The organism is Nonomuraea sp. MG754425 (genome assembly GCF_021699195.1).
GTDB lineage: Bacteria > Actinomycetota > Actinomycetes > Streptosporangiales > Streptosporangiaceae > Nonomuraea.
In genome coordinates, this window is sequence record NZ_SSXE01000072.1 from 1 (window position 1) to 23,487 (window position 23,487).

25 protein-coding genes and 2 tRNA genes are annotated in these 23,487 nt (G+C 67.1%); 17 read left to right on the forward strand and 10 right to left on the reverse strand.

The annotated features are described in order from the left end of the window. The first annotated feature begins 853 nt into the window (after positions 1–853). Entirely contained in the window at positions 854–2,611 is a 1,758-nt protein-coding gene (locus FAF44_RS24415; RefSeq protein ID WP_237105570.1) for a hypothetical protein, read from the forward strand. Between the two features lie 2 nt (positions 2,612–2,613). Then, positions 2,614–2,907 (forward strand): hypothetical protein, encoded by a 294-nt coding sequence (locus tag FAF44_RS24420; protein ID WP_237105571.1) that lies wholly within the window; start codon positions 2,614–2,616, stop codon positions 2,905–2,907. 8 nt (positions 2,908–2,915) lie between these two features. On the opposite strand, the gene FAF44_RS24425 is transcribed toward FAF44_RS24420, so the two are convergent. The 3 genes from FAF44_RS24425 to FAF44_RS24435 all read right to left on the reverse strand — a co-directional run bounded on the left by FAF44_RS24425 (position 2,916) and on the right by FAF44_RS24435 (position 4,459). Further along, complete coding sequence (locus FAF44_RS24425) at positions 2,916–3,320, reverse strand: hypothetical protein (RefSeq protein WP_237105572.1); 405 nt, start codon at positions 3,318–3,320, stop codon at positions 2,916–2,918. A gap of 194 nt (positions 3,321–3,514) precedes the next feature. After that, positions 3,515–4,246, reverse strand: coding sequence for an HAD family hydrolase (locus tag FAF44_RS24430; protein WP_237105573.1), 732 nt, complete (start codon positions 4,244–4,246; stop codon positions 3,515–3,517). 140 nt (positions 4,247–4,386) lie between these two features. Continuing rightward, positions 4,387–4,459 (reverse strand) — tRNA-Arg (locus tag FAF44_RS24435). Positions 4,460–4,648: 189 nt separating this feature from the next. Here FAF44_RS24435 and FAF44_RS24440 point away from each other — a divergent pair. Continuing rightward, positions 4,649–5,110 (forward strand): hypothetical protein, encoded by a 462-nt coding sequence (locus FAF44_RS24440; RefSeq protein ID WP_237105574.1) that lies wholly within the window; start codon positions 4,649–4,651, stop codon positions 5,108–5,110. 257 nt (positions 5,111–5,367) lie between these two features. After that, positions 5,368–6,414, forward strand: a complete 1,047-nt coding sequence (locus FAF44_RS24445; RefSeq protein WP_237105575.1) for a M15 family metallopeptidase — start codon at positions 5,368–5,370, stop codon at positions 6,412–6,414. A 14-nt stretch (positions 6,415–6,428) separates the two neighbouring features. On the opposite strand, the gene mscL is transcribed toward FAF44_RS24445, so the two are convergent. The 3 genes from mscL to FAF44_RS24460 are packed head-to-tail and all read right to left on the reverse strand — an operon-like array spanning position 6,429 to position 8,253. Further along, on the reverse strand, positions 6,429–6,827 hold the full coding sequence (mscL, locus tag FAF44_RS24450) for a large conductance mechanosensitive channel protein MscL (RefSeq protein ID WP_237105576.1): 399 nt from the start codon (positions 6,825–6,827) through the stop codon (positions 6,429–6,431). Positions 6,828–6,850: 23 nt separating this feature from the next. Continuing rightward, complete coding sequence (locus tag FAF44_RS54930; protein ID WP_308193368.1) at positions 6,851–7,450, reverse strand: SAF domain-containing protein; 600 nt, start codon at positions 7,448–7,450, stop codon at positions 6,851–6,853. Further along, positions 7,447–8,253, reverse strand: coding sequence for an S-methyl-5'-thioadenosine phosphorylase (locus FAF44_RS24460; RefSeq protein WP_237105577.1), 807 nt, complete (start codon positions 8,251–8,253; stop codon positions 7,447–7,449). Before FAF44_RS24460 ends, FAF44_RS54930 begins: the two co-directional genes overlap by 4 nt. Positions 8,254–8,390: 137 nt before the next feature. Between FAF44_RS24460 and FAF44_RS24465 the strand changes: the two genes are divergently transcribed. Continuing rightward, complete coding sequence (locus FAF44_RS24465; protein WP_237105578.1) at positions 8,391–10,358, forward strand: MFS transporter; 1,968 nt, start codon at positions 8,391–8,393, stop codon at positions 10,356–10,358. 932 nt (positions 10,359–11,290) lie between these two features. Here FAF44_RS24465 and FAF44_RS24470 read toward each other — a convergent pair. From FAF44_RS24470 to FAF44_RS24480, 3 genes are all read right to left on the reverse strand, one after another. Next, positions 11,291–11,605 carry an FmdB family zinc ribbon protein gene (locus FAF44_RS24470; RefSeq protein ID WP_237105579.1) on the reverse strand — a complete coding sequence of 105 codons (315 nt, stop codon included), beginning with the start codon at positions 11,603–11,605 and terminating at the stop codon, positions 11,291–11,293. Between the two features lie 71 nt (positions 11,606–11,676). After that, positions 11,677–13,182, reverse strand: a complete 1,506-nt coding sequence (locus FAF44_RS24475) for a potassium/proton antiporter (RefSeq protein WP_237105580.1) — start codon at positions 13,180–13,182, stop codon at positions 11,677–11,679. 24 nt (positions 13,183–13,206) lie between these two features. Next, a complete protein-coding gene (locus FAF44_RS24480; RefSeq protein WP_237105581.1) occupies positions 13,207–13,776 on the reverse strand; it encodes a 5-formyltetrahydrofolate cyclo-ligase in 570 nt (189 codons plus the stop codon). Between the two features lie 24 nt (positions 13,777–13,800). On the opposite strand from FAF44_RS24480, the gene galU reads away from it, so the two are divergent. The 9 genes from galU (at position 13,801) to FAF44_RS24525 (ending at position 20,634) form a co-directional block, all read left to right on the forward strand. Then, positions 13,801–14,703, forward strand: coding sequence for a UTP--glucose-1-phosphate uridylyltransferase GalU (gene galU / locus FAF44_RS24485; RefSeq protein WP_237105582.1), 903 nt, complete (start codon positions 13,801–13,803; stop codon positions 14,701–14,703). Then, complete coding sequence (gene glp / locus FAF44_RS24490) at positions 14,690–15,877, forward strand: gephyrin-like molybdotransferase Glp (RefSeq protein ID WP_237105583.1); 1,188 nt, start codon at positions 14,690–14,692, stop codon at positions 15,875–15,877. Before galU ends, glp begins: the two co-directional genes overlap by 14 nt. Positions 15,878–15,899: 22 nt before the next feature. After that, on the forward strand, positions 15,900–16,376 hold the full coding sequence (moaC, locus tag FAF44_RS24495) for a cyclic pyranopterin monophosphate synthase MoaC (RefSeq protein ID WP_308193369.1): 477 nt from the start codon (positions 15,900–15,902) through the stop codon (positions 16,374–16,376). A 291-nt stretch (positions 16,377–16,667) separates the two neighbouring features. Then, complete coding sequence (locus FAF44_RS24500) at positions 16,668–17,144, forward strand: molybdenum cofactor biosynthesis protein B (protein ID WP_237105631.1); 477 nt, start codon at positions 16,668–16,670, stop codon at positions 17,142–17,144. Positions 17,145–17,202: 58 nt separating this feature from the next. Next, complete coding sequence (locus FAF44_RS24505) at positions 17,203–17,856, forward strand: GNAT family N-acetyltransferase (protein WP_237105632.1); 654 nt, start codon at positions 17,203–17,205, stop codon at positions 17,854–17,856. 124 nt (positions 17,857–17,980) lie between these two features. Beyond that, the gene (locus FAF44_RS24510) at positions 17,981–18,565 is read left to right on the forward strand and encodes a hypothetical protein (RefSeq protein WP_237105584.1); all 585 of its coding nucleotides are present in this window, start codon (positions 17,981–17,983) and stop codon (positions 18,563–18,565) included. A 49-nt stretch (positions 18,566–18,614) separates the two neighbouring features. Next, positions 18,615–18,688 (forward strand) — tRNA-Ala (locus FAF44_RS24515). A 660-nt stretch (positions 18,689–19,348) separates the two neighbouring features. Then, positions 19,349–19,846 carry a hypothetical protein gene (locus FAF44_RS24520; protein WP_237105585.1) on the forward strand — a complete coding sequence of 166 codons (498 nt, stop codon included), beginning with the start codon at positions 19,349–19,351 and terminating at the stop codon, positions 19,844–19,846. A gap of 296 nt (positions 19,847–20,142) precedes the next feature. Then, entirely contained in the window at positions 20,143–20,634 is a 492-nt protein-coding gene (locus FAF44_RS24525) for a hypothetical protein (RefSeq protein ID WP_237105586.1), read from the forward strand. A 302-nt stretch (positions 20,635–20,936) separates the two neighbouring features. On the opposite strand, the gene FAF44_RS24530 is transcribed toward FAF44_RS24525, so the two are convergent. After that, complete coding sequence (locus FAF44_RS24530; protein WP_237105587.1) at positions 20,937–21,149, reverse strand: hypothetical protein; 213 nt, start codon at positions 21,147–21,149, stop codon at positions 20,937–20,939. 195 nt (positions 21,150–21,344) lie between these two features. Here FAF44_RS24530 and FAF44_RS24535 point away from each other — a divergent pair, with 195 nt between their 5' ends. Genes FAF44_RS24535 through FAF44_RS56415 form a run of 3 tightly spaced genes read left to right on the forward strand, consistent with a single transcriptional unit; the run spans position 21,345 to position 22,923 of the window. After that, positions 21,345–21,845, forward strand: a complete 501-nt coding sequence (locus FAF44_RS24535) for a SigE family RNA polymerase sigma factor (protein WP_237105588.1) — start codon at positions 21,345–21,347, stop codon at positions 21,843–21,845. After that, the gene (locus FAF44_RS24540; RefSeq protein ID WP_237105589.1) at positions 21,842–22,639 is read left to right on the forward strand and encodes a hypothetical protein; all 798 of its coding nucleotides are present in this window, start codon (positions 21,842–21,844) and stop codon (positions 22,637–22,639) included. Before FAF44_RS24535 ends, FAF44_RS24540 begins: the two co-directional genes overlap by 4 nt. Then, complete coding sequence (locus FAF44_RS56415) at positions 22,588–22,923, forward strand: alpha/beta fold hydrolase (RefSeq protein ID WP_368857769.1); 336 nt, start codon at positions 22,588–22,590, stop codon at positions 22,921–22,923. Before FAF44_RS24540 ends, FAF44_RS56415 begins: the two co-directional genes overlap by 52 nt. Positions 22,924–23,487 lie beyond the last annotated feature (564 nt).

Consider the following 23,487-nt stretch of genomic DNA (forward strand, 5'->3'; position numbering starts at 1 on the left):
CAGCCCTCCGCCGCCGACATCAGGCCACAGCGCGCAGGCACCACTTCCGGCAGCGCCTGCGCCTCCAACACATGCAGATCTAGCTATGTAGTACTAGGGCCGATCCCGACTCCTTCGGCTGGCGGAGGTACTCGACCCCCACCCCACCAAGGCGATCACCCCTGCGAGACCGGCGTCGCTTGGCTCGGTCGGTGCTTGTCGCCGGTTTCCTGAGCTGCCTGGCGTTCAGTACCTGGTCGAGTTCCTGGGGATCGGACAGGGCCGCGTCACGATCCGGCGCGGCTTCGATGCCGACACCCGCCCCGAGCGTCGTCAGGAGCTCGGTCGCACCCAGTCCGTCGCCTTCGCCCCGAGCGTTGCCCTCGACCACGTCCAGGGCAACCCCCAACGGATCGAAACGCAACGCTCCGAAGAGCAAGGCGAAATCGCCGAGGCATCATCGTCGAGCGGCGCTCCCGGCCGTGCCGCGCCGGCGTCATCGGAACGAGCTGCCTGCTCCGCCCGCGAAGACCGTGGTTCCTGCTGATCGTGGGAGAAGGACCGGGAACAGTGTTCCACGAGTCAGAGACAGGAGGCCGGCGGCGCCGTGGATCGCGGCGGCGTGCGACGAACGGTTCCCGCCCTCCCGGCCAGAGTTTCGAATCCGTAACCGGGCCTGTCGCTCCATCCTCAGATAGCTCTCGACTGCGAGGGGGAGAGTTACGGGCATTGCTGCGATGTCCGTACTGAATCCGGCAATTTCTACCACAGTGCGTGTAATTCCGGTTGCTTATAGAGATGTGTGAGGCATTTACCCGGGATTAGCTGTTGTGCTTGACTCCTCCCTTGTAGCCACACCCTCGGGGAGGGGGCCATGGGGGAGTTCGTCGGGATCGACCCCAGCCGGGCAGAGCAACTCATGCGCGAGATGGAGGGCGGCAAGGACGTCCTGGGCCGCACGCGGCACGGCTTGGAGGCGGCCATCGCCGAGGCAGGCCCGGCGTGGACCGGCCCTGCGGGGGTGGCGGCCATGCACCGGTCCTGGGCGTTCTTCGACGAGACGCAGCGTGATCTCAAATGGCGGATGGACACGCTCAAGCAGATGGTTCCGAGTTCCGGAAACGGTCTGCTGAGCGTGGTCCTGCCCTTCGATAGCGAAGCCGAGGCTGCTCGTCAGGGGAAAGCCGACGCGAAACCCATCGCAGACGCACTCAAGCAGCATGAGATCGAGAACTCGGTCGAGACCTGGCGGAAGGCCACCGAGGCCACGGCGGCGACGAAGGACAAGTTGAACGATCCCGCATACGCCGCCGCGCTGCTGACCGCCCTTGGGCCGGACAAGTTCCGTGCGCTGTTCATGCACTGGATGAAGGACAAGGGCCCGGCCATGGACCGAGGGCTTCCGCCGGCTGTGCTCCAGCAAGGCCGGGAGAGCTTGGGACCGCTGGCCGAGGCGTACGCGAATGCCGAACGTGCCGGGCGGTTGGGGGAGGAATGGCGCGGGAAGTTCCTGGATTCTACTGAGCCGGGCGTGCTCACCGCGATGATCGCGATGTCCAAGCCGTCGAGCGGACTCCTCAATCAGGTGGCGACGCGCGTGCTGGGCCGTCCCCTGGCGGCTGACCTTCCGACGAGCCCCAACTGGAATCTGAACGCGCTGGTGAAGGCGTACGACGCCGATCCGCAGGCGTTGCAAACGCTGCTGGCTGACAACAAGGACGCCGCAGGCTGGCTCCTGCATCCCCAGCGAGCCCGGATGAGCGGCGTCGCCGACCTCGAAGCGAAGCTCGCGGGCGTGCTGGATAAGGCGTTGAACCCGGACGCCGGAACAGCCGCTGTCCGAGATCGAGCATGGTTCAACATCATTCGAGGGATGGGCGCCGAGAACAGCCCGTGGATCGGCGGCTCGTGGGGAACACTCAAGGATTCACCGATCAGTGAGACCTTGGCCAAGAACGTGGCCCCCTATCTCGACCAGCTCGCTCGCGGACAATCCAAGCGTGACTCCCCAGAGCTGACGGCGACCTTCCCCACCTCGCCATGGGACACCCTCGCGCCCGATGACGCTTCCCGGTTCATGGGCGGCTTGATGCAGGACAAGGAAGCGGCGAACACCTTGATGAAAGCATCGCAGGACTACACGCTGGGCCTGGACATCGGTCGGTTCCGCCCCTTCGGGGACGAGGCTACCCAGGACCAGTACACCTCTCGGGCGGCTCTCGCCGGAGGGGCGGCGAATCTGATGCTGAGCGGTTCGACGCACGCCGAGTGGACCGACGACGAATACGTCGACTGGCTCGCCACGGTCGCTCTGCTGCCCGTCTCCTGGCTGTCCAACAAGTACTGGCCCATCCAGAACGCCAACGTGGCCACCGCCCGAGACGCCGGGATGGACGAGGCCAAGGACGGCCTCAAGGGCGTGATCACGGACTACTTCGACAAGAAGACCCCGGCCACGGCCGAGGATATTGCGGAGACCATCGTGCAACGACAGACACAGTGGGTGAATGAATCGCTGAACGAGCATGGTCAGAAGCCGCTGACCAACGCCCAGCGAAATGAAGTGCGGATGGCGTTCCGAGGACGCGTCTATGACGCACTCGTCAAGGCACTAGAGCAACGAGGAGGGTAGCTGTGACCATCCCCAGTCAGGGCCAACTGCTTCGGCAAGCCGCCGATAAGGAGATGCTTGCCGCCACTCTCATGCGCTACGCCGAGGAACTGGACAAGGTCTTCTCCACCACGCTAGCGCAGCCCCAGAGCGTTGAGGCGTTCTGGAAGGGGCCAGCTGCGGGTCGTTTCATCACGGAGACCATGCGACTTTCCCGCGAGATCCGCTCACTTCGAGAAAGCTGTGCTTCGACAGCCGATCGCCTGCGAAAGCAAGCCGAGCTCACTCGGACCGAGGCGGCCCAGATGCCGACCTGAGTTCGAGGTCACCCCTCACGCTTGTAGCAACTGGTCTTCCCGACGATCAGGATATTCGGTTTTTGTCCGTTACGAACGGTGATGAAGAACGTGATGCCTGTGGTCGGGTGCTGCAGTACGGCCGCACCTAGATTCTCGTCATGAAGATCCAGATCATCTATGGTTGTGGTGAAACCGCGTAGCCGTAGCCAACTCCCCATCAACCCTGCCACGTTGCCTGGTGATTGCTTATATGGCGGGCCTGTGAGGTTGCCCTGAGCGCGGAAGAAACGCTGGACTTGACCCTTCAGGCATCCTGCTTCGCTGTCTTGATCTGCTCGTTCGGTCGCGATGGCGGAGCCGATGGTGGCCAGGTCCTGAGAAGCCAATAGTTTGTCGCCGTCCGCGATGAGCTGCTTCGATGCCTCGTCCAAGGTGGGCCTGTCAGTGCCTCCTGAACAGCCTGCAAGGGCGGCGAGAGAGACGAGTACCGAGGCAACCGCAGACAGCCGGCGAGTAACTGGGCGCACGCCCCGGACACTACCTAACGTCTACTCTCACGTACACCAGGTATGCCTCCTACGTACAGAACGCTTATTCGGCCGCGTTCCTGGTAACGCAGACTATGTCAGTGCCTGTCCCGCATGATGGCGATTGCTTCTGCGATACCGGCAACCACATGGTCGGCTTGGTGCTTTTGCCCTGGCCACGTTCCCCGATCGATCCATATCGTACGTAGTCCGGCCGTCTGCGCTCCTTGAATGTCGGCGATGAAGTTGTCGCCGACCATCCATCCGCCCTCAGCGAGGTTGGTGCCGCACCGCTGGGCGGCGACCTCGAACAGCCCGGTCTCGGGTTTCCGGATGCCCTCGACGCCTGAGACGGCGTAGCCGTCGACCGCATCGGCCAGACCGGTGCGGCGGAGCTTGCCGAGTTGGTTGTCGGCCATGCCGTTGGTGACGATCCCTACTCGCCATCCGGTGGCCCGCAGTTCGGCCAAGCCGGCCAAGACGCCCGGGTAGCACTGCACGAGGTGGGGCATGCGTCGGCGGTAGCCGGCCCAGAGTTCCTCAACCGGCTCCGCCAGCGCGAAGCGTTCGCGCACCCTAGTGAAGAACGCCTCTCGATGCGGGTGCGCGTCCCGATCTTGGGAGACCAGCCAGGCGAGATCCTCGGGGCCCAGGTGGCGTTGCTCTGTGAACTCGTTGGCCCACCGGCGGAACGCGGTATCGAGGTCGATGAGCGTTCGATCAAGGTCAAAGAGGGCAAGGCGCTGCACGCCGCCGATCTTAGAGATGAGCGGCTGGATAGCGACAGTCTGGCCCAGAATCCCAGCGCTGACCTCGGAGAATGTCTTCAAGATCATCCCCCATATGTCCCCAGAACGCTGTCCTACGGCTGCATTCGGGTGCCCTCGGCGGCCTATCGAGGTTCTGGAAAGCTAAAGACCCGCGGCAGAGAAACCGCAGGTCAGAGGCCGGAATGCCTGGTGGAGAAGTGTGCCCCCGGCAGGATTCGAACCTGCGGCACCCGCTTTAGGAGAGCGGTGCTCTATCCCCTGAGCTACGGAGGCGGACTCCTGTAAGCCTAGCGAAAGTCTGGCACTGTGTGGGACGTGGGGGCCCGGTCAGTTTGGCGAGGTTGGTTATGGGTGCTCTGAGCTGCGGTAAAGGCATGACAAGTGATCAGATTCTTGCTCATCGCGCGCGGCTAGCGTCTGCCTGTGACCAGGAGGCGATGCACGCGGACCCGTAGGCGGCCCGTGGTGTTGTTCGGGGCGTTGCTGGCGCCGGCGATTCTTGCGGGCGGGTTGCTGGTGGGGGAGGTGCGTGGGTTCGAGCAGGGGGTGGACGGCGGCGCCGTCGCGGGGGCCGGGGTGATGGGGCTGGTGCTCGAGCCCGTGCTGGTGCCGGCGCCGGATCGGCCGGATCGGCGTTACCGGGCTGTGGTGCCCTCGCCGGTACGGGTGGCCGCGGCGCCTGAGCGGGCGCCGAAGCGTGAGGTCGAGGAGGCTGCTCCGAAGGTCGTCAAGGAGGAGCCGGTTACGCCGACCCCAGTGCAGACCCAGGCGGGATGTCCTGGTGAGTGGGCTGATACGTGGCTTTGGGAGCTGTGCCAGGACCGGGAGCAGGAGGCGGCGGCCGAGGGTTACCTGGGCGCCGGGGATGGGGGCTGGTGCTGTGGAGATGAACCGTCGGCCAGGGTGGGGCGTAGTGGTCTGTGAAGGGTGCTCGCGAACTGCCGGTGCCGAGGTTCGACGGTGAGCTGATTTGGAGGGGCTAGGGGGCGAGGGTGTCGGTGCGTGTACGCGGGGTGGCCAGCCGTACAAAGTGGGCTATTTGTCTCATGACAGCTCTTCGGAGTTCGGTCCGGGCACGTGGGGGGCTGTAGTAACGTGCGTGCCTGACCAGGGTAACGGGATTGCAAACGGAGGAGTCGAACGTGCCAGCCCCTCGATCAGCGGGTCTGATCGCGGTTGTCATGGCGGTGGCTTCTCTGCTCGTGTCCTTGGGGGGCGTACCGGCGCAGGCTCAGGTGCGGGTTCAGGGGCAGGTGCGGCAGGATCCGACCAATCTCACTGAGTTGCGGAAAGAAGCGGAGAAGTCGGCCAAAGAGCTTGAGGACGCCACCAAGGCTCTGGAGAAGCGGCGGGCCGACATCTCGGTCGCCGAGAAGGCGCTCAAGGACAAGCTGACCGCGCTGCAGGATCTCGAACGCCGGCTTGCCGTGTTGCGGCAGCCCGTGTCGCAGTTGGCTGAGCTGCTGTATCGGCAACCTCTCATGGCCGGGGGCGTCGTGCCGTTCCTGTCGGGGAGCGCCGATGAGAAGACGCTCCGGGCTCTGTCGGACGCCAATCAGATGGTGGCCGTACGGCAGCAGGTCGTCGAGCAGACGAATTCCCTGTACAAGGAGACCGAGCGGCTGGCCGGTGAGGCGCAGGAGTTGCGGGCCGGGAATCTGCTGGCCGAGGCGCAACTGGCGGTCGAGGTCGACACGTTGCGGCGGCGGTCGGACAAGATCGTGAAGTCGCTGACGGCGGCGCTGGTGAAGCTGGGCATCAAGATCGACAAGGTGGGACGGGCGGCGCTCGGGTGCAACCCGCTTCGGGCTGCCACGGCCGATCAGTATCCCAACGGGCTGATTCCCAAGGGCATGCTCTGTCCGTTGCAGCAGCGGGGGTTCAGCCTCCGGGCGGACGCCACCATCGCGTTCGTCAGCCTGAACGAGGCTTTCCGGCAGCGGTTCGGCAAGGCCATGTGCGTGACCGACGCGTACCGGAGCCTGGCCGAGCAGCAGTCGGTCTACTACCGGCGGCCCGGGTTCGCGGCGGTGCCGGGGCGGAGCAACCACGGGCTCGGGCTGGCTGTGGACCTGTGTGGCGGGGTGGAGAGGTCCGGGTCCGCGGAGTTCGTGTGGATGGAGAAGAACTCCAAGCGGTACGGGTGGTTCCACCCCTCCTGGGCCTACAGCAGCCCGTTCGAGCCGTGGCACTGGGAGTACGACCCCAAGATCGACAAGTTGCTCTGAGGCCTCCCGGCAGGTCAGGCCGGAGTCACCTGAGCACTGCAGAAGGCGCAGCGGGACGCGGGCTTGGGGATCTCCGACAGGCATTCGGGGCAGTCGCGCGTCGTCGACTCGACCTTGGCGGCGGTGCGCCCCCTGAAGTGCGTGTACGGCTTCACCACCAGGAAGTAGATCACCCCGGCGACCATCAGGAACGAGATGACCGCGTTGATGAAGTTGCCGTACATGAAGTTGGACTGGCCGACCGTCAACTTGAGCGAGGAGAAGTCGGGCAGGCCGCCGAACGCCGAGATCAGCGGCGTGAGCAGGTCGGCCACGAACGACTGCACGATCGCGTTGAAAGCCGCTCCGATGACCACCGCGACGGCCAGGTCGATGACGTTTCCTTGCGTGAGGAATTTCTTGAATCCGTTCATGAGAAGGAATCGTATCGGAACGATTACCCTTGGTTAGGTTTGATGGTGATCGACAGACGGGCGTGGGCTTGGGCGGTTGCCAGGTCCGCGGCCTGGGTGGGCGTCGTGGCGAGGACGATCAGGGTGCCGTTGTCGTCACCTGTCTGCGAAAGGGATGACGTTGTTCGCGGGATCGTCAGGACGGTGCTGTCGGGGGCCAGTTGGCGGGCTGGGGTGTGCTGGTCGTAGGCGGCCAGCAGGGTGATCGTCGAGCCGGGGGAGATCAGGGCCGCCGCGGCGGCATCGGCGATGCGTACGGGGGTGGCGACCAGGCCCGGCGGGAGGCGGTAGCCGGCGAGCAGGCGGATGTCGGTGAGGGGCTCGCCTTTGCGCATGGGGGTGGCCAGGGTCTGGCCCGCCGGGATCGTGCGCACGGCTCCCGAGGGTGGAGGGTCGAGGGCGGCCGGGTGGAAGTCGGCGGCGTGGACGGGACCTGGGGACAGGTCGTGGGCGGCCACCAGCACGGTGGGCGCGGAGCCGGCGGGGCGGGTGGCGACGAAGGCCGAGACGACGGAGACGGCGGCGAGCGCCGCCGCGACGAGGCGGCGGCGACGGCCGTGGCGCGACAGCCAGGACTGGATCACGGCAGCTCGAAGGGTAGCTTGATGCCGTCGAGAGCCGAGCCGCAGGGGCAGGTGCGCTCCTCCGGCAGGGACTGGACGGTCTCCGACACCAGGGTGCGCATGCGCGTGACGTTCTGCGCGAAGAATTCCAGGACCTCGTCGTGGGTGACGCCCTGGCCGGCTTCCACGCCCGCGTCGTGGTCGGTCACGAGCGAGACGGACGTGTAACAGAGCCCCAGTTCGCGGGCCAGGATCGCCTCGGGGAAGCCGGTCATGCCCACGATCGACCAGCCGTTGGACGCGAACCACCGTGACTCAGCCCGTGTCGAGAAACGCGGGCCTTCGATGACCACCAGCGTGCCGTCGTCGGCGACCTGCCACCTGCCCGAGCGGGCCGTCGCCGCGGCTGTGGCGCGCCCCGTGGGGCAGTACGGGTCGGCGAACGAGACGTGGACAGCGCCGTCGATGTCGTAATAGGTCTGAACGCGTCCAGAAGTGCGGTCTACGAGTTGGTCGGGGATGACAATGGTGCCGGGGCCGTACTCGGCTCTCAGCGAACCTACGGCGCTCGGCGCGAGCACCTGGCGGACGCCGAGCGAACGCAGTGCCCAGAGGTTGGCACGATAGGGGATGCGGTGCGGGGGGAAGCGGTGATCTCTCCCGTGTCTGGGAATGAACGCCACGGAACGTGAGCCGATGCGTCCGACCGTGACGATGTCGCTCGGGGGGCCGTAGGGGGTGGCGATCTCGACCTCCTCCGCGTCGTCCAGCAGGGAGTAGAAGCCTGAGCCGCCGATGACGCCGATGTCTGCGCGAGTGACCATGGCGCTGAGAGTAGCCGCAGCGGCGGCGGGTGAGGATGGCCCGAACGGCGTTCTGGGGATAACTCGGTTCGGGCGGGGTTCATCCACAACTTGGTCGCCGTGGGTAGGCACATAAGTACGAAGAGTAGGATCGCCGCATGCGGCATCAGGGCCTCGGACTCATCATCCTCGCGCTCATGCTCGGCATGTTGCTGGCGGCGCTCGATCAGACGATCGTGTCCACTGCTCTGCCGACGATCGTGAGCGACCTCGGCGGGCTGGAGCGGCTGTCGTGGGTCGTGACGGGTTACATGCTGGCCTCGACCGTCTCCACGCCGCTCTGGGGAAAACTGGGTGACCAGTACGGGCGCAAGAAACTGTTCATCGGAGCCATCTGCATCTTTCTGGCCGGATCGGTGCTCTGCGGGCTCAGCCAGAACATGGGGGAGCTCATCGGCTTCCGCGCCCTGCAGGGGCTCGGCGGCGGTGGGCTGATGGTGCTGGCCCAGGCGATCGTGGGGGACGTCGTCTCCGCCCGGGAGAGAGGAAGGTACCAGGGGTTCTTCGGCGCGGTCTTCGCCGTCTCCAGCATCGTCGGGCCGCTGCTCGGCGGGCTGTTCGTCGATCATCTGTCCTGGCATTGGGTCTTCTACGTCAACCTGCCGCTGGGGGCCGTGGCGTTGTTCGTGATCGTCGCGGTGTTGCCGGGCGACGACACGCGTACCAGGCACACGATCGACTACGCGGGCGTGGTGCTGCTCGGCTCGGCGACCTCGTGCCTGGTGCTGATGACGACGTGGGGCGGGACCACGTACGGATGGACCGGCCCGGTCATCCTGGGGCTGGCGGGGGCGGCGGTCGTCCTGCTGGTCGGCTGGGTGCTCGTCGAGCGGCGGGCGGCCGAGCCGGTGCTGCCGCTCGGGCTGTTCCGGGTGCGGGCGTTCGCGATGTCGTCGGTGGTGGGGTTCGTGGTGGGCTTCGGAATGTTCGGGGCGCTCACCTACCTGCCGCTGTTCCTGCAGGTCGTGCATGGGGTCAGCCCGACTTTGTCGGGGGTGTACCTGCTGCCGATGATGGCCGGGATGCTCACCATGTCGATCGTGAGCGGGCAGATCATCTCCAAGACCGGGAAGTATCGGTTCCTGCCCATCACCGGGACCGCTGTCGCGTCTGTCGGGATGTTCCTGCTCTCGACGCTCACCGAGTGGAGCAGCCTGCTCACCATGGGGGCATACCTGCTGGTCCTCGGAGTGGGGCTGGGGATGACCATGCAGGTGCTGGTGATCGTGGTGCAGAACGCGGTCGACTTCGAGGATCTCGGGGTGGCGACCTCGGGGGCCACGTTCTTCCGGTCGATCGGCGGGTCGTTCGGGGTGGCGACCTTGGGCTCGGTGTTCGCGGCCACGCTGAACGATGACCTGCGGGAGGTGCTCCGTGGCGCGCGGCTGCCGCCCGGGTTCGATCCGCGGGAGGTCGAGCAGGATCCGACCGTGATCCAGCGGTTGCCGAGCGATCTGGCGCACGGGTTCCTGCATGTGTACGCCGACGCGATCGCGGCGGTCTTCCGGGTGGCGGCGCCCGTGATGTGCGGGGCCTTTCTGCTCAGCTGGCTCATACCGCAGGCTCGGCTGAGGGAGACGACGAAGGCGGCCGACCTCGGGGAAGGGCTGGGGGCCACGTCCGCGGAGCGGTCGTCGCTGGCTGAGGTCGAGCGGGGGCTCGTCCGGCTGGCCGACGCGGACCTGCGCCGAGGGTATTACGACCGGCTCGGGGCGGCGGCCGGGCTGAACGGGATCGCGCCCCAGGGCGTGTGGATCATGGCCAGGCTGGGCGGGGAGGGGTGGGTGAAGGCCGGAGTGCTGGCCAAGCGGGCCAATGTGAGCACGGAGTACGGGCGGCCGTACGTTGATCAACTGGTGGCGGCGGGGCTGGTGCTGCGATCGGACGACGGGGACGCGTTGCGCCTCACGGAAGCGGGACAGGAGGCGGCCTTGCGGCTGCTGCGGTGCTCGCGGGAGGGGTTGAGGCGGCTGGTGGCTGATTGGGGGCCGGATCCGCAGCTCGAACGGCTCGTTGATCGGATCGCGCCGGAACTGCTCGGCGCGGCGACCGATCGGCCTCCCTAGGCGTTCCGTTCTGTTGCGTGAGGTCGGTACGCGGCTGGTTGGTGGGCCGATGCGATGGTCGCCGTGGTTCGTGCGGTATTGGGCCATTTGTTGAGTGCGGCGATGGTGCGAACGGCTTCGTGGCGTATGGCGAGCTGGTTGGAGCGGGTGGCCCCATGCCTGGATCTGGGCCGTGTTTCTAGCTGGTCGCTGGCTCGAGGTCTCGTGTGGGGTGAGGTCTCGTGTGGGGTGTGAGGTCTCAGCGGGATGAGAGGTCTCGGGCGGGGTGAGAGGTCTCGGGCGGGGTGAGGTCTCGGGCACGATGAGGGCCCGGGTAAGGCTGTGTCGGCTCCGGGGCAAGGGGGCGCCCGCTTGTGCGGGTCTCAACCCGTCCCGTGCGGGGCCGGTGAACGTGGCGCGTGTTCGCGGTTCGTTCGAGAGCGGCGGCACCGCTGCCGGCTCGTCGGAAGGAGGGAGCGGGGGTTGGGTATCGCGCCGTGCCGGTGCGTCTCGCGCGGTCGGCGGGCGGTGTCCGGGTCGGGGCAACGATCTCGTCGTGCGCTGCCGGCTTGCGGGCGGAGGCTCGCGCTCGTCAAGCCCGCGGACGGGTGGGCGCGCGGCACAGCCTCGACATGCCGGGCCGGCCGACCTCGGCCCTGTTCGAAGGCGGGCTCGAAGGCGGGCTCGAAGGCGGGTTCGGAGGCGGTGCTCGCGCTCACGAACGCGCTCGTCAAGGACGAGACTTTCGTGTGGTCCGCGGGTCACGCACCCGGTCAGTTCGGCTCGGGTGGTTCGTGGGTCACGAAGGAGATCCGGCTACCTCGCGGGGTTCACGAGGCCCGGACGGCCGACGGTTCGTCTCCTGCGAGTGCGACCATCGCGTACGAGACGAGATGCCCTGGGGTGGGGAGTGGCGTTGTGCACGGCTCCGCTGGTTGGCGGGAGCCGTGCGCTCACTTGGAGGCGGGGGCCGGGGAGGGCGTGCTGCTGGAGGCAGCCGAACTCGAGTCAGACGAGGACTTGCTCTCCCCGGACTTCGACGAGTTCGCCGAGGTCGAGGAAGGGGTGGCGGACGACGACGTCGAAGAAGACGAACGGTTGTCGGTCTTGTAGAAGCCAGAGCCCTTGAACACGATGCCGACCGCGGAGAACACCTTCCGCAGGTTGCCCTCGCAGCCGGGGCAGACCGTCAACGCGTCGTCGCTGAACTTCTGGACCACCTCGAGCTGCTCACCGCAGTCGTTGCAGGCGTACTGATAGGTCGGCACGCGCTCCTCCTTATACAAGCTCTAGCACTCGAGCCATGCGACTGCTAATGGTAACCGATGGGACCAAACTGCTATTCCAACCCCCGCTCTCCGTACCAGCCGGCCAGCTTGCCGCTGCGGCTCACCGCGCGCAGGCGGCGTTCGGCCTGGTCGCGGCAGGCGGCGGTGGTGACGAGGAGTAGTTGGTCGTCCGCGCGGATGCGGGTGGTGGAGCTGGGCACGAAGGATTTGCCGTCGCGGACGACGAGCGTGACCGCGGCGCCGGCGGGCAGGCGGAGCTCGAAGACCTCCACACCGTGCAGGCGAGAGCCCGGCGGCACCTTGACCTGCAGCAGGTCGGCCTTGAGCTCCTCCAGGGGCGCCGATTCGACCGAGAGGTCGTGAGCTTCGGCGGGAGCGGAGACCCTGAGCAGGCGCGCCGCGAGCGGCAGTGTCGGCCCTTGGAGCAGGGTGAACACGACGACGATCACGAAGACCTCGTTGAAGAGATCCTTCGAGCCCTCGACGCCGGCCGCCCACGGGATCGTCGCCAGGACGATCGGGACGGCGCCGCGCAGCCCGGCCCACGACAGGAACGCCTGTTCACGCCAGCTCACCCAGCCCAGGCGCAGGAACCAGCCCAGAATCGAGCTGACCAGCACCGACAGCGGTCGGGCCAGCAGGACCAGGACCGTGCCGATGATCAGGGCGGGGATGACGGTGGACGGCATCTCGTGGACGTTGGCCAGCATCCCCAGCATGACGAACAGGCCGATCTGCGCCAGCCACGCGGCACCTTCCGCAAAACCCCTGGTCGCGGCCCGGTGTGGCAGGCGTGAGTTACCGAGGATGAGCGCCGTCAGGTAGACGGCCAGGAAGCCGGAGCCGTGTAGCAGCACCGCGCCGCCGTACGAGACGAAGGTGAGCGCCAGGACCGCGATGGGATACAGGCCGGAGGCGGGCAGGGCGACGCGGCGCAGGGCGTACGCGCCGGCGGGGCCGACGGCGAGCCCGACGGCCGCGCCGATGACCAGCTCGACGGACGTCTCCAGCAGGAACGTCCCGAGCGTCGCCTGGGAGTGGGACGAACTGCTGAGCAGCACCACGGCGATGACCGTGGGCGCGTCGTTGAAGCCGGACTCCGCCTCCAGCACCCCGGCCAGGCGCGGCGGCAGCGGCAGCCTGCGCAGCACGGAGAAGACGGCCGCGGCGTCGGTGGAGGCCAGCACCGCGCCCAGGATCAGCGCCGTCGAGCCGTCGATGCCGAGCAGCCCCTGGACGACCAGGGCCACCACGACGATGCTGACCGTCACGCCCGCGGTCGCCAGCACCAGAGCCAACGGGACGGAACGCCGTACTTGGGACCAGTTCGTGGTCAGACCGCCCTCGGCGAGGATCACCGCGAGCGCCGACAGGCCGATCTGCTGGGCGAGCTGCGGGTTCTCGAAGGGGATCCCGACCCCGGAAGGCCCCAGGAGCAGCCCGAAGCCGAGAAAGATCAGCAGGCTGGGCAGGCCGGTGCGGTGTGCGAGGCGTACGGACGCGATGGCCGCGATGACGATCGCGGCGCCGAGGAGGAGCCAGATATCAAGCGTCATCTGGCTCCTCTCTCGTACCTGCGTTCACATAAGCCTAGTGAGTCCCGAAGGCGTCATCGCATAGCGGACCTGACGATCATGCGCTTCAGCAGGGATGCCGTCGATCAGTTCGCCGTCGTGCAGCAGCGCCACCGTGGGGACATTCGGCCCGATTCGGGCGAGGGCCCGGTCGTACGATCCGCCGCCACGTCCTAGACGTATACCGGTCCGCCGGTCCACCGCCAGGGCGGGCACGATGACGAGGGCGGCGGTGCGGACGGCGTCGACGCCGCGGCGTGTGTCCACCGGCTCCATGATCCCGTAGCGGCCCGGAGCGAGGGTGTCCGGCCCGTCGTACACCGCCCAATCCAGGTCATTGTCCTCAAGAAGGACCGGCAGGATAACTGTGGCCCCATGTTTCCAGAGAGCGAACACGAGCCCGTGCGTCTCCGGCTCCGACCCCGCTGACCAGTAGCAGGCCACCAGCCCGGCCATCTGGACCCAGGGTTGTTCGAGCAGCGTTTCGCGAACCTTGATGGAGTTCGCGCGCAGTTGTTCGGCGGATAGGGCGGCCCGCGCCGCGTTGAGGTCACGGCGCAGGTTCAGCTTGTCCACAGGTCCCTCCACTAGGGTCTACTCATGGTTGACTTCGACCCTGTGACGAAAGCCGTCGTGCCCGCCGCGGGTCTGGGCACCCGGTTCCTTCCGGCGACCAAGGCGACACCCAAGGAGATGTTGCCCATCGTCGACAAGCCCGCCATCCAGTATGTCGTCGAGGAGGCCGCCTCCGCTGGGCTCCTCGACGTCCTGATGGTCACCGGCAAGAACAAACGCTCGATCGAGGACCATTTCGACCGGGCGTTCGAGCTGGAGGAGGTCCTTGAGGCCAAGGGCGATGAGCACCGGTTGTCCCAGGTTCGCGAGCCGGCTTCGCTGGCGACCCTGCACTACGTACGCCAGGGCGAGCCGAAGGGGCTCGGCCACGCGGTGCTCTGTGCCAAGCAGCACGTCGGCGGTCACCCGTTCGCCTGCCTGCTCGGTGACGACCTCATCGACCAGCGTGACCACCTGCTGCGCCGCATGGTCGAGGTGCGTGACACGTTCGGGGGGAGCGTGATCGCGCTGATGGAGGTGCCCAAGGAGCAGGTCTCGCTCTACGGCGTGGCGACCATCGAGGCGACCTCCGAGGCGGACGTCGTGCGCGTGACGGACCTGGTGGAGAAGCCTCCGGCCAACGAGGCGCCGTCCAACTGGGCGATCATTGGGCGCTACGTGATCGACCCGGCGATCTTCGAGGTGCTGGAGAACACGCCGCCGGGGCGCGGTGGGGAGATCCAGCTCACCGACGCGCTGCGCACGCTCGCCTCACGCGGCTCCGAGGAGGGCGGGCCCGTGCACGGCGTGCTCTTCAGAGGACGGCGCTACGACACGGGCGACAAGCTGGACTATCTGCGCACTGTGGTGAAGTTCGCGGCGGGCCGGGAGGATCTGGCGCCGGAGTTCGTACCGTGGCTGCGGGAGTTCCTTGATGAAATCAGTTGACGCGCACCTGGCCGAGATCCTGGCCACTGTACGTCCGCTGGCCCCTCTAGAGCTGGACCTGGAGCAGACTCTGGGGGCGACGCTGGCCGAGGACGTGTCGTCGCCGGTGCCGCTGCCGCCGTTCGACAACTCGGCCATGGACGGGTACGCGGTCCGGGCCGAAGACCTGTCGGACATCCCGGTGACGTTGCCGGTGATCGACGACGTGGCGGCCGGGTCGCTGGAGCTGCGGGCCGTGGGGCCGGGGCACACCGTACGCATCATGACCGGCGCTCCCATGCCGGCCGGGGCCGACACCGTGGTGCCGGTGGAGTGGACCGACGGGGGGACGGTCTCCGTACGCATCGATCGCCGGGCCGAGGCCGGGCACGCGGTCCGGCGGGCCGGAGAAGACGTGCAGAGCGGCGATGTCGTGCTCAAGGCGGGCACCGTGATCGGGCCGGCGCAGCTCGGGATCATCGCGGGGGTCGGACGGCGGCGCGTCTGGGCGCGTCCGCGACCCAGGGTCGTCGTGATCTCCACCGGCGCCGAGCTGATTGAGCCGGGCACCGCCCTGCAACCCGGCCAGATCTGGGACTCCAACAGCTACACGCTGACGGCGGCCGTGCGTGAGGCGGGCGGTGAGGGGTTCCGCGTCGGGTCCGTCGGTGACGATCCGGGCATACTGCTCGACCGGCTGGACACCCACCTGGTGCGCGCCGACGCGATCATCACCAGCGGCGGGGTGTCGATGGGCGCGTACGAGCCGGTCAAGGAGGCTTTGGCGCCGCTGGGCACCGTCCGGTTCGAGAAGGTGGCGATGCAGCCGGGCATGCCTCAGGGGTTCGGCGTCCTGGGCGACGACCAGGTGCCGATCTTCGCCCTGCCCGGCAACCCGGTGTCGTCCTTCGTGTCGTTCGTGGTGTTCGTCCGTCCCGCGCTCGACAAGATGCGCGGTCTGCCGGCCGGGATGCCCGAGACGGTCACCGCGCGGACCACGGAGTCGTTGCGTTCGCCGTTCGGGCGACGCTCGTACCTGCGTGGGGTGCTGGCAGACGACGGGACGGTGTCGCCCGCGCACCGGCAGGGCTCCCACCAGCTCGCCGCCCTGGCGGCGGCGAACGCGCTCATCATGGTCCCGGAGGACGTGACCGAGGTGGAGGCGGGAGCCGCTGTCGAGACGGTCCGGCTTTGAGAGGGTCTGGAGTGGTCAGCACGTGAGCGAACTGACGCACATCGACGAGACCGGGGCCGCCCGGATGGTCGACGTGTCGGCCAAGGACGTCTCGGTCCGCAGCGCCACGGCCACCGGGCGGGTGCTGCTGTCGGCCGAGACGGTGGCGCTGCTGCGCTCGGGCGAGGTGCCCAAGGGCGACGCACTGGGGGTGGCGCGGATCGCGGGGATCATGGGGGCGAAACGGACGCCCGATCTGATTCCGCTCTGCCATCCGATCGCGTTGCACGGGGTGAAGGTCACGCTCGACGTCGAGGACTGGGGCGTGGGGATCACGTGCCGGGTGAAGACAGCCGATCGCACCGGGGTGGAGATGGAGGCGTTGACCGCCGTCTCGGTGGCGGCGCTGGCCCTGATCGACATGGTCAAGGCGGTGGATCCGGGTGCGGTGATCACCGATGTGCGGGTGGAGGAGAAGCTGGGCGGGAAGACGGGACGGTGGGTGCGGGAGCAGGAGTGAGACCGGGGTTCGGGCGGTGGTGCTGCGGGCCTGGATGCGTGGTTGAAACGGTGTGATGGCGGGAGCGGTTTCGGGTGCTCGCCGGGGGTCGGCGTGTCGGCCGGGGCCGCTGGGAAGCGGAATCGGTCTGCTTCGGGGCCGATCTGGGTTGACGTGGCGAGTGGCGTGGGCTGGGCCCGGGACGCTCGGTGGCTCGGTGCCGGTGTGGCGTGACGGTGGCGTTCGAACCGGTGGAGTCGTCGGGTTCGCCGGGTTGGCGGATGCAGATGGGTGAGGAGTCGGTCAAGCGTGATGCGTGTGTTGGTGATCACAGTTTCGAACCGCGCGTCGGCGGGGATTTATGAGGATAAATCCGGGCCACTGCTCGCCGAGCTGCTCGGGCAGGAGGCCGGGTGTGAGGTCGAAGGTCCCGTCGTGGTGCCCGACGGCGAGCCTGTCGAGACTGCGCTCCGTGACGGGGTGGCGGGGGGCTACGACGTGATCGTCACCACCGGGGGCACCGGGCTGACGCCGATGGATTTGACGCCGGAGATGACGTCCAGAGTAATTTCCCGCGAAATTCCGGGCATTGCGGAGGCCATCCGATTGGTGAATCGGGAAAAGGTGCCGACCTCCGTACTCTCGCGCGGTCTGGCCGGGCAGGCGGGCAACACCTTGATCATTAATTTGCCCGGATCGTCCGGTGGCGTACGGGATGGCGTCGCCGTACTGGCTCCGATTCTGCGGCACGCCGTTGATCAGATTCGCGGTGGCGATCACCCGCGTTGACCGCGAATCCGATCGTGCCCGGTTGATCCGTGGCGACATCCCGCCCGATAGGGGGATGATGAGAGGCGTGGATCGACTTCGTGGCTGGCCGGTGACCCTGAACGAAGGTCCGGTAGGCCTTCGGCCGCTGCGGCTGGGCGACGTGCGCGTGTGGCGTGAGACGCGGCTGCGCAACGCCGACTGGCTGCGTCCCTGGGAGCCGAGCAATCCGGAGACGCCGCTGTTCAGGACCGGACTCGGGCCTTACGTCTCGATGGTCGGCACCCTGCGCCGCGAGGCCAGGCAGGGGCTGGCGCTGCCGTGGGTGGTGACGTACGGCGGGCGGTTCGCGGGGCAGTTGACCGTGGGCGCCATCGTGTGGGGATCCGCCCGTTCTGCCCAGGTCGGCTACTGGATCGACGGGGCGCTGGCGGGCAGGGGGATCACCCCCACCGCGCTCGCGATGGCCGTTGACCACTGCTTTTTCACCACCGGTTTGCATCGGCTGGAAGCGAACATCCGACCCGAGAACCAAGCCAGCCGTAGAGTGGTTGAGAAGCTTGGATTCAGGGAAGAAGGCATTCGGCGTCGCCAACTTCACATCGATGGAGCCTGGCGCGATCATATTTGCTACGCGCTGACCGTCGAGGATGTTCCTGGCGGCCTGCTCGTGCAGTGGCGTCGCGCGCGTGAGTCAGCCGCTCACGGGGGTTCCTCCGTCGAAGAGGTTTGACGATCTCGCGACACACCGCACCGAATGCTCGTCAATCAGTGACACGCGGTCTTACGGTGCGTGACGTGAGCATATTGAAGGCGCGACGAGCAGACCCGCGTCTTCATGCTGCCTGGAGGTGGTCGTGAGCAGCGTCCTCCTCTACTTCGCCATCGTGGTCATGTGGCTTTGCGTCCTGATCCCGATGTGGCTGCGTAAGGACAAGACGAACCTGGCCGAGCTGGCCGAGCTGGAAGAGTATTACACCGGCGAGCACCAGCTCCCCGATCTCGACAACCTGGCCCCGCCGGACTCCGACGAGGACGACGGGACACCTCTGGCGGAGATCGAGAAGGTCGACGTCCGGCAGTTCCGCTTCCGGCGTCGTGCCATCATCGTGGCCCGCCGCCGGCGCCTGCTCTTCTTCACCGCACTGCTGGTGCTGGCCTCCATCGTGACGGCCGCGGTGGAGTTGATCCCGTGGTGGGGTGTGGCGCCGTCCGTGGTCATCACGCTGGCGTACATGGCCTTTCTGCGGATCGCCGTACAGGTGGACACGGAACGCCGCGACCGAGCCCGCCAGGCGCGCGCTGAGCGCCTGCGAAGGCAGCGTGAGCACCGCCGGGTCGCCGCCGAGGCGGAGGCCGAGATCATCGACCTCGCCACGATGCACGTGGACGTTCTCTTCGATCAGTACGCCGAACCGCCCAGGCGAGCGGTGGGGGACTGAATCGGTGGCGCGAGGACTCTTCGAAGTTTGCTAATCTGGTCGAGTCCTTGGGGATGTAGCGCAGTCCGGTAGCGCACTTCGTTCGCATCGAAGGGGTCAGGGGTTCGAATCCCCTCATCTCCACCCGGGGCCGTTCTTGAAACGGCTGGACTGAAGTTGACGGGATCCCGTCTGATCATCGAGATCAGGCGGGATCTTGTCGTTTCGAGGGTTTCCGAATCGGGTTCGTCCTGGTTTGGGAGCCGTGGAGCAGGTGTCGGGGAAGGCCCGGGTGGTGTCAGGCCGCTGGTGGAGGTCTCGGTTCGCGCCGCTGGGCATGGCGATGCCGGCTCCGGGCTGGGTGCTACGACAAGGTGATCTGAATTGCGTGTTATGGGATGGGTGGTGGCCGGATCCGGCCCGTGAGTGGCGAGCGTGCCTGCGAAACGCAACTGTAGATGGCTTTGCAACTCGCGTGGAGGACACATCTGCGACAGGCTCCCTCACAGTCGAGCACAGCTCCACCTCCACGACTGCAGACCGCCGGAAGGCTCGACGGCGGTGCTGCGCCCGTGGACCCAGTAAGATCGCAAACCGCTTGGCGCGGCATGGGGGTGAGCCGCAGCCAGCGAAGCATACGGTCCGTGCAGATGATCGGGATTCGGGAAGTTCGCGCCCCGCCTCAGCCAAGCTGATCATTCCCCCTGGCCTATTCGGCGGGATACGACGTGGGCATCAAGCTCCATCCCTGCCGCTGGGTGGAACAACGTTGACAGCCGCGACAGTGGCAAACGAGGAGAAATCATGGGCTGGTGGGATGTGAACGACGACGCGGAACGGGAACGGTGGGAGTTTGCACCGCTGGTGGGCGTCGGACCACTGAGATTCGGGACAAGCCACGCCGACGTGGCGGAGGCGCTCGGCAGGTCCCCGGAGGACCTGATGCGACGCAGCAGCGAGCTTGATTTCACGAGCGAGGGGGTGCGGCTGTATTTCGACGTTCACGAACTCCTGGCCGGTGTCGCGATCGACATGCGAACCGGCCCGCAGGTGACTCTAGACGGCACTGAGCTGGTGGCGCGGGTGCCATCGGTCATGGAGGAGTGGTTGGAGAACTACCTCACCGCGAAAGGACTGCCCTTCTACTACGCGGGCAACTACGAGCCAGGATCAGTAGACCTCGGGTTCATCCTGCGCGTGCAACGTGCCGACGACCGACTCCTGACCCGCCCGCTCTTCCTCAACGAGGCGTGGGCCGACGACCACGAGCTGATCCCGAGGAACGAGTGGGCGATCCACTGACCATGGTGGACCTGTGATCTCGCGGTCCGGCACCACCCCATCAACCCCAATCTCCTCACCCAGCTCACGCAGCGCGGGACCAAGCCGCCCACCACGTCCTCCGCGCGACCGTGTTGCAGTTGCAGGGCAAAGTGCCAGCCCCCTTCGGGGCAGAGCTCGCGCGGCATCTGCGAGAAACGATCGTTCTTCCATCGGGAAGCGATCTTCCCCGCCCCTCTTGCACCCCAGACCGGCCCCATTCGTGAACACCCCTTCCAGGGAATTGACAGTACCGTCCCGTGTGTCACCATGCCCGAGTGATCAAAGTGCAGACGGATGCATCCTTATCGAATGAAAAACCCGGTCGGCGAATCGCTTTCGCCGGCGTGATCGGGATCATCCTCCCTATTGCTCTCCTGGCGTGGGTGGCCTTGATGGCGAGGCTCTTTCCCGACTCCCCGCAATGCGGTGAATACATCGGATGTTTTGGCTATCTTGCCCAGGCGTGGGAGGTTGGGCGTTGGGTTGCGGTCGTGCTCGCCTGGCCGCTGCTGCATCTCCTGCGAGTACGGCCCTCCTGGCCCGTGGCAATCCTCGCCGCCCTCTTCTTGACGGCCATCTGGCAGGTCGCCGAAGCGTTGCTGCTCGTTTCGCCTGCCGAGGCCTTCGCCCTCATCATTTTCGGCGGGGTGATCGCGTATCCGGCCGCTGCTTGGTTGGTCATGCCGCGCATCCCTCGGAAACTGCTCATCCTGGCTGTCACTTCATCTCTCGCGCTCTACGCTTGCGCCTTCCTGCTCACCGACTGACTCCAGGGACTCCGCCTCGAACCCGCTACCGGCGCAATGGGTCCGGGAACGATCAAACGCGGACCGGGAAACGATCAAGGCAGTGGCCCTTCCGCCGCAGGCAGGACCTACTCGTGAACACCCCACCCGGGGCCGTTCTTGGAACGGCTGGACCAGAAGTTGACGGGATCCCGTCTGATCATCGCGATCAGGCGGGATCTTGTCGTTTCAGGGGTTTCCGAATTGGATTCGTCCTGGTTCGGGGAGTGCAGCCGGCGCACCGACAGCGCGGGCAGGCCGTTGGCCGGCCGGTGCCGGGCCGTCTAGGAGCTGAACAGGTTCTTGGCGTGCCGGGCAGCACATCGGGGCCGGAAGACGGAGGCGTCGCCGGGCTGGTCGGCGCTCGGCGTCTCGGTACGATGAATCAGACGCGCGAGCCCGATCGCCGACATGTACACCGGCCATGGCTCGACTGTCCGCGCGGACTCCAGCAGTTCGTGAACGGCACGCTGGATCTTCCCTGGCCCACGGCTCATCAGCACAACGTAAGTGTTGAGGCGTTTCGGCGTGCGCCACCTCAACACTTACCGCCCTCGGCCCACTTGCCTGACGTGCCTCAACGTTGACCTGCATGATCGCTTGAGAACCCAAGATAACTACAGATCGCTGTAAACCGCAGGACGGCACCTGGTGGTCATACCCGTCGTGAACGACAACACGGAGATGGGCTGATGGACGACGCGTTCACCGAGTACGCGGCGCAGCACCACCGACGCCTGTGCCAGATGGCCTACCTGCTGTGCAGGGACCGGGGGGCGGCCGAGGACCTGGTGCAGACAGCCCTGGCCAGGGCCTGGCTCGCGTGGCGGCGGATCGAGGGCGACCCCGACCCCTACGTCTATCGGATCATCGTGAACACGCAGGCGTCCTGGTGGCGCAGGCGCTGGCGGGGCGAGATCCCGACCGGGGCGCTGCCCGATCTCGCCGACCAGCGGGATGTGGCGACAGACGTCAGCGACCAGGACGTGATCTGGACCGCGATCGGCACCCTGTCGTCCCGGCAGCGCGCGGTGGTCGTCCTGCACTACTACGAGGGCCTGACGCTCGGCCAGGTGGCCGAGATAGTCGGCTGCTCCCCGGGCGCAGTGAAGAGCCATCTCAGCCGGGCACTCGGCCGGCTGCGCGTCGATCCTGGCATTCGGAGCGAGCAAATGGAGGGGTTTCAGCGATGAAACACACCGAATCGGAGCTGACCCAGGTCCTCGCCGACCGCGCGCCGGGCGATTTCGGCGCCCCCGACTTCGCCGCCATCACGCGAAGGGGCAGACGCTACCGGCGCCGCCGCGGGATGGCCGCCGCTCTCACCGTGGCGGCGGCGGTGACGGCCACCATCGTGACCGTGACCAGCCTGGCCATGCCTGCCCAGAATCCTCCTCCAGCGGCGACGGGTCACGACGGCTCCCCGGCCGTCGCGCCCAGTGTGCGGCTCCCGGAGACGTTCGAGCTGATAGGGGAGAAACTTCCCCCCATGCCGCTGATCCGCTCCGAGCGGTTCGACACCACGGGCCCGATCAGGACGATCTCCTACACCCCCAAGAGTGCCCACACAGGCTACGTAGTGGTCTGCGAGGATCCGCAGGCGTGGGTGATACTTCGGACCAAGGAGCACCACGGCATCTACTCCGGTTCGGCCTTCCGCTGCGGTCGAGGTGATCCCCGGCACGCGCCCGGGGTCGGGCCACACGGCCCCCAGACCATGGAGGTGGCGGTGCTGCCGGCCGACGCCCCGATCAGGGAGCCCGGTGAGATCCGCCAGTCGCCCGACGGCGATGGGACGGGCCGCCCGCGGACCTTCACGCCGGAGTGTCCGCGTAACTCGCTGAAGAAGTGCGGCGGCAAGTATTCCGCCTCGATGCTGCTAAGGAAGGGCGTGCTGGAACGGGTCCGGGACGAGATCGGCGAGCGGCCGGGCAGGTGGGCGATCGGGATCTACGACTCGGCGGCCACGGCACGTTCGGGTTCGTAGCCTCACACCCGATCCGCTCACCCGCCCGGAGCCTGTCCCGCGAGGCCGCCGCCCAGCTATGCCAGGCCCTGGGCATCGACCGCCTGGCCGCGGTCGTGGGCATCTCGGCCGGCGGCCGTACCGCGCTGACGGTGGCCGCCCGCCACCCGCGCCCGGTTGAGCGCGTCATCCTGCAAAGCACGGTTGCCTTCCTGCCCTGGCCTGGCCGACTGACCCACCTCGGCGGCCGGGCCGCCTTCACGCCCGAATCTAAGCCGGCACGCGGGCGCTCCTACGCTCCATGATCCGCCGCGCGCCATCGGCGGGGCTGCGCCTGCTGCTGCGTGATCTGTCCGTGCTGCGCTCTGTTCACCGTGATGCGCTCGGACGGCGGCGGCTTCGTCGCCGACATGCTCTCCGTGCGGGGCTGCGCCGCGCAGGTGCATCGGCCCGCACTGATCATCACCACCACCACGACCGGTCCGTACCCTTCGCCCCCGCCGAACCCCTGGCCGCGGTGGCGATGCCGAACGACAAGATGGTGATCAGCCGCGCCGACAGCCACACGCTCCGCGCACTCCGCCCAGATGCGCTGCTTCCTCACCACGGCCTGCCTGCCATAAACGTTCAGGTTCCGCTGTGCCGAGCACTCCGAAGGTAGGTGAGAAGTCTTCGACATCGGCCGCTACGCCACCGATGACCAAGGGGCCGGTTTGCAGTTGCAGGACAGAATGTCAATCCCCTTCGGGGCAGAGCTCGCGCGACATCTGCGGGAAACGATCATTCTCCCATCGGGAAGCGATCTTCCCTACCCCTCTTGCATCCCAGGCCAGTCCCAATCGTGAACACCCCACCCGGGGCCGTTCTTG

Excerpts from the sequence above, each read along its gene's own strand:
- FAF44_RS24415 (WP_237105570.1), top strand. The coding sequence starts at position 854 with ATGGGGGAGTTCGTCGGGATCGACCCCAGCCGGGCAGAGCAACTCATG.
- FAF44_RS24445 (WP_237105575.1), top strand. The coding sequence starts at position 5,368 with ATGGCGGTGGCTTCTCTGCTCGTGTCCTTGGGGGGCGTACCGGCGCAG.
- mscL (WP_237105576.1), bottom strand. The coding sequence starts at position 6,827 with ATGAACGGATTCAAGAAATTCCTCACGCAAGGAAACGTCATCGACCTG.
- FAF44_RS24460 (WP_237105577.1), bottom strand. The coding sequence starts at position 8,253 with ATGGTCACTCGCGCAGACATCGGCGTCATCGGCGGCTCAGGCTTCTAC.
- FAF44_RS24465 (WP_237105578.1), top strand. The coding sequence starts at position 8,391 with ATGCGGCATCAGGGCCTCGGACTCATCATCCTCGCGCTCATGCTCGGC.
- FAF44_RS24475 (WP_237105580.1), bottom strand. The coding sequence starts at position 13,182 with ATGACGCTTGATATCTGGCTCCTCCTCGGCGCCGCGATCGTCATCGCG.
- galU (WP_237105582.1), top strand. The coding sequence starts at position 13,801 with ATGGTTGACTTCGACCCTGTGACGAAAGCCGTCGTGCCCGCCGCGGGT.
- glp (WP_237105583.1), top strand. The coding sequence starts at position 14,690 with ATGAAATCAGTTGACGCGCACCTGGCCGAGATCCTGGCCACTGTACGT.
- FAF44_RS24500 (WP_237105631.1), top strand. The coding sequence starts at position 16,668 with ATGCGTGTGTTGGTGATCACAGTTTCGAACCGCGCGTCGGCGGGGATT.
- FAF44_RS24505 (WP_237105632.1), top strand. The coding sequence starts at position 17,203 with ATGAGAGGCGTGGATCGACTTCGTGGCTGGCCGGTGACCCTGAACGAA.
- FAF44_RS24520 (WP_237105585.1), top strand. The coding sequence starts at position 19,349 with ATGGGCTGGTGGGATGTGAACGACGACGCGGAACGGGAACGGTGGGAG.
- FAF44_RS24530 (WP_237105587.1), bottom strand. The coding sequence starts at position 21,149 with ATGAGCCGTGGGCCAGGGAAGATCCAGCGTGCCGTTCACGAACTGCTG.
- FAF44_RS24535 (WP_237105588.1), top strand. The coding sequence starts at position 21,345 with ATGGACGACGCGTTCACCGAGTACGCGGCGCAGCACCACCGACGCCTG.
- FAF44_RS24540 (WP_237105589.1), top strand. The coding sequence starts at position 21,842 with ATGAAACACACCGAATCGGAGCTGACCCAGGTCCTCGCCGACCGCGCG.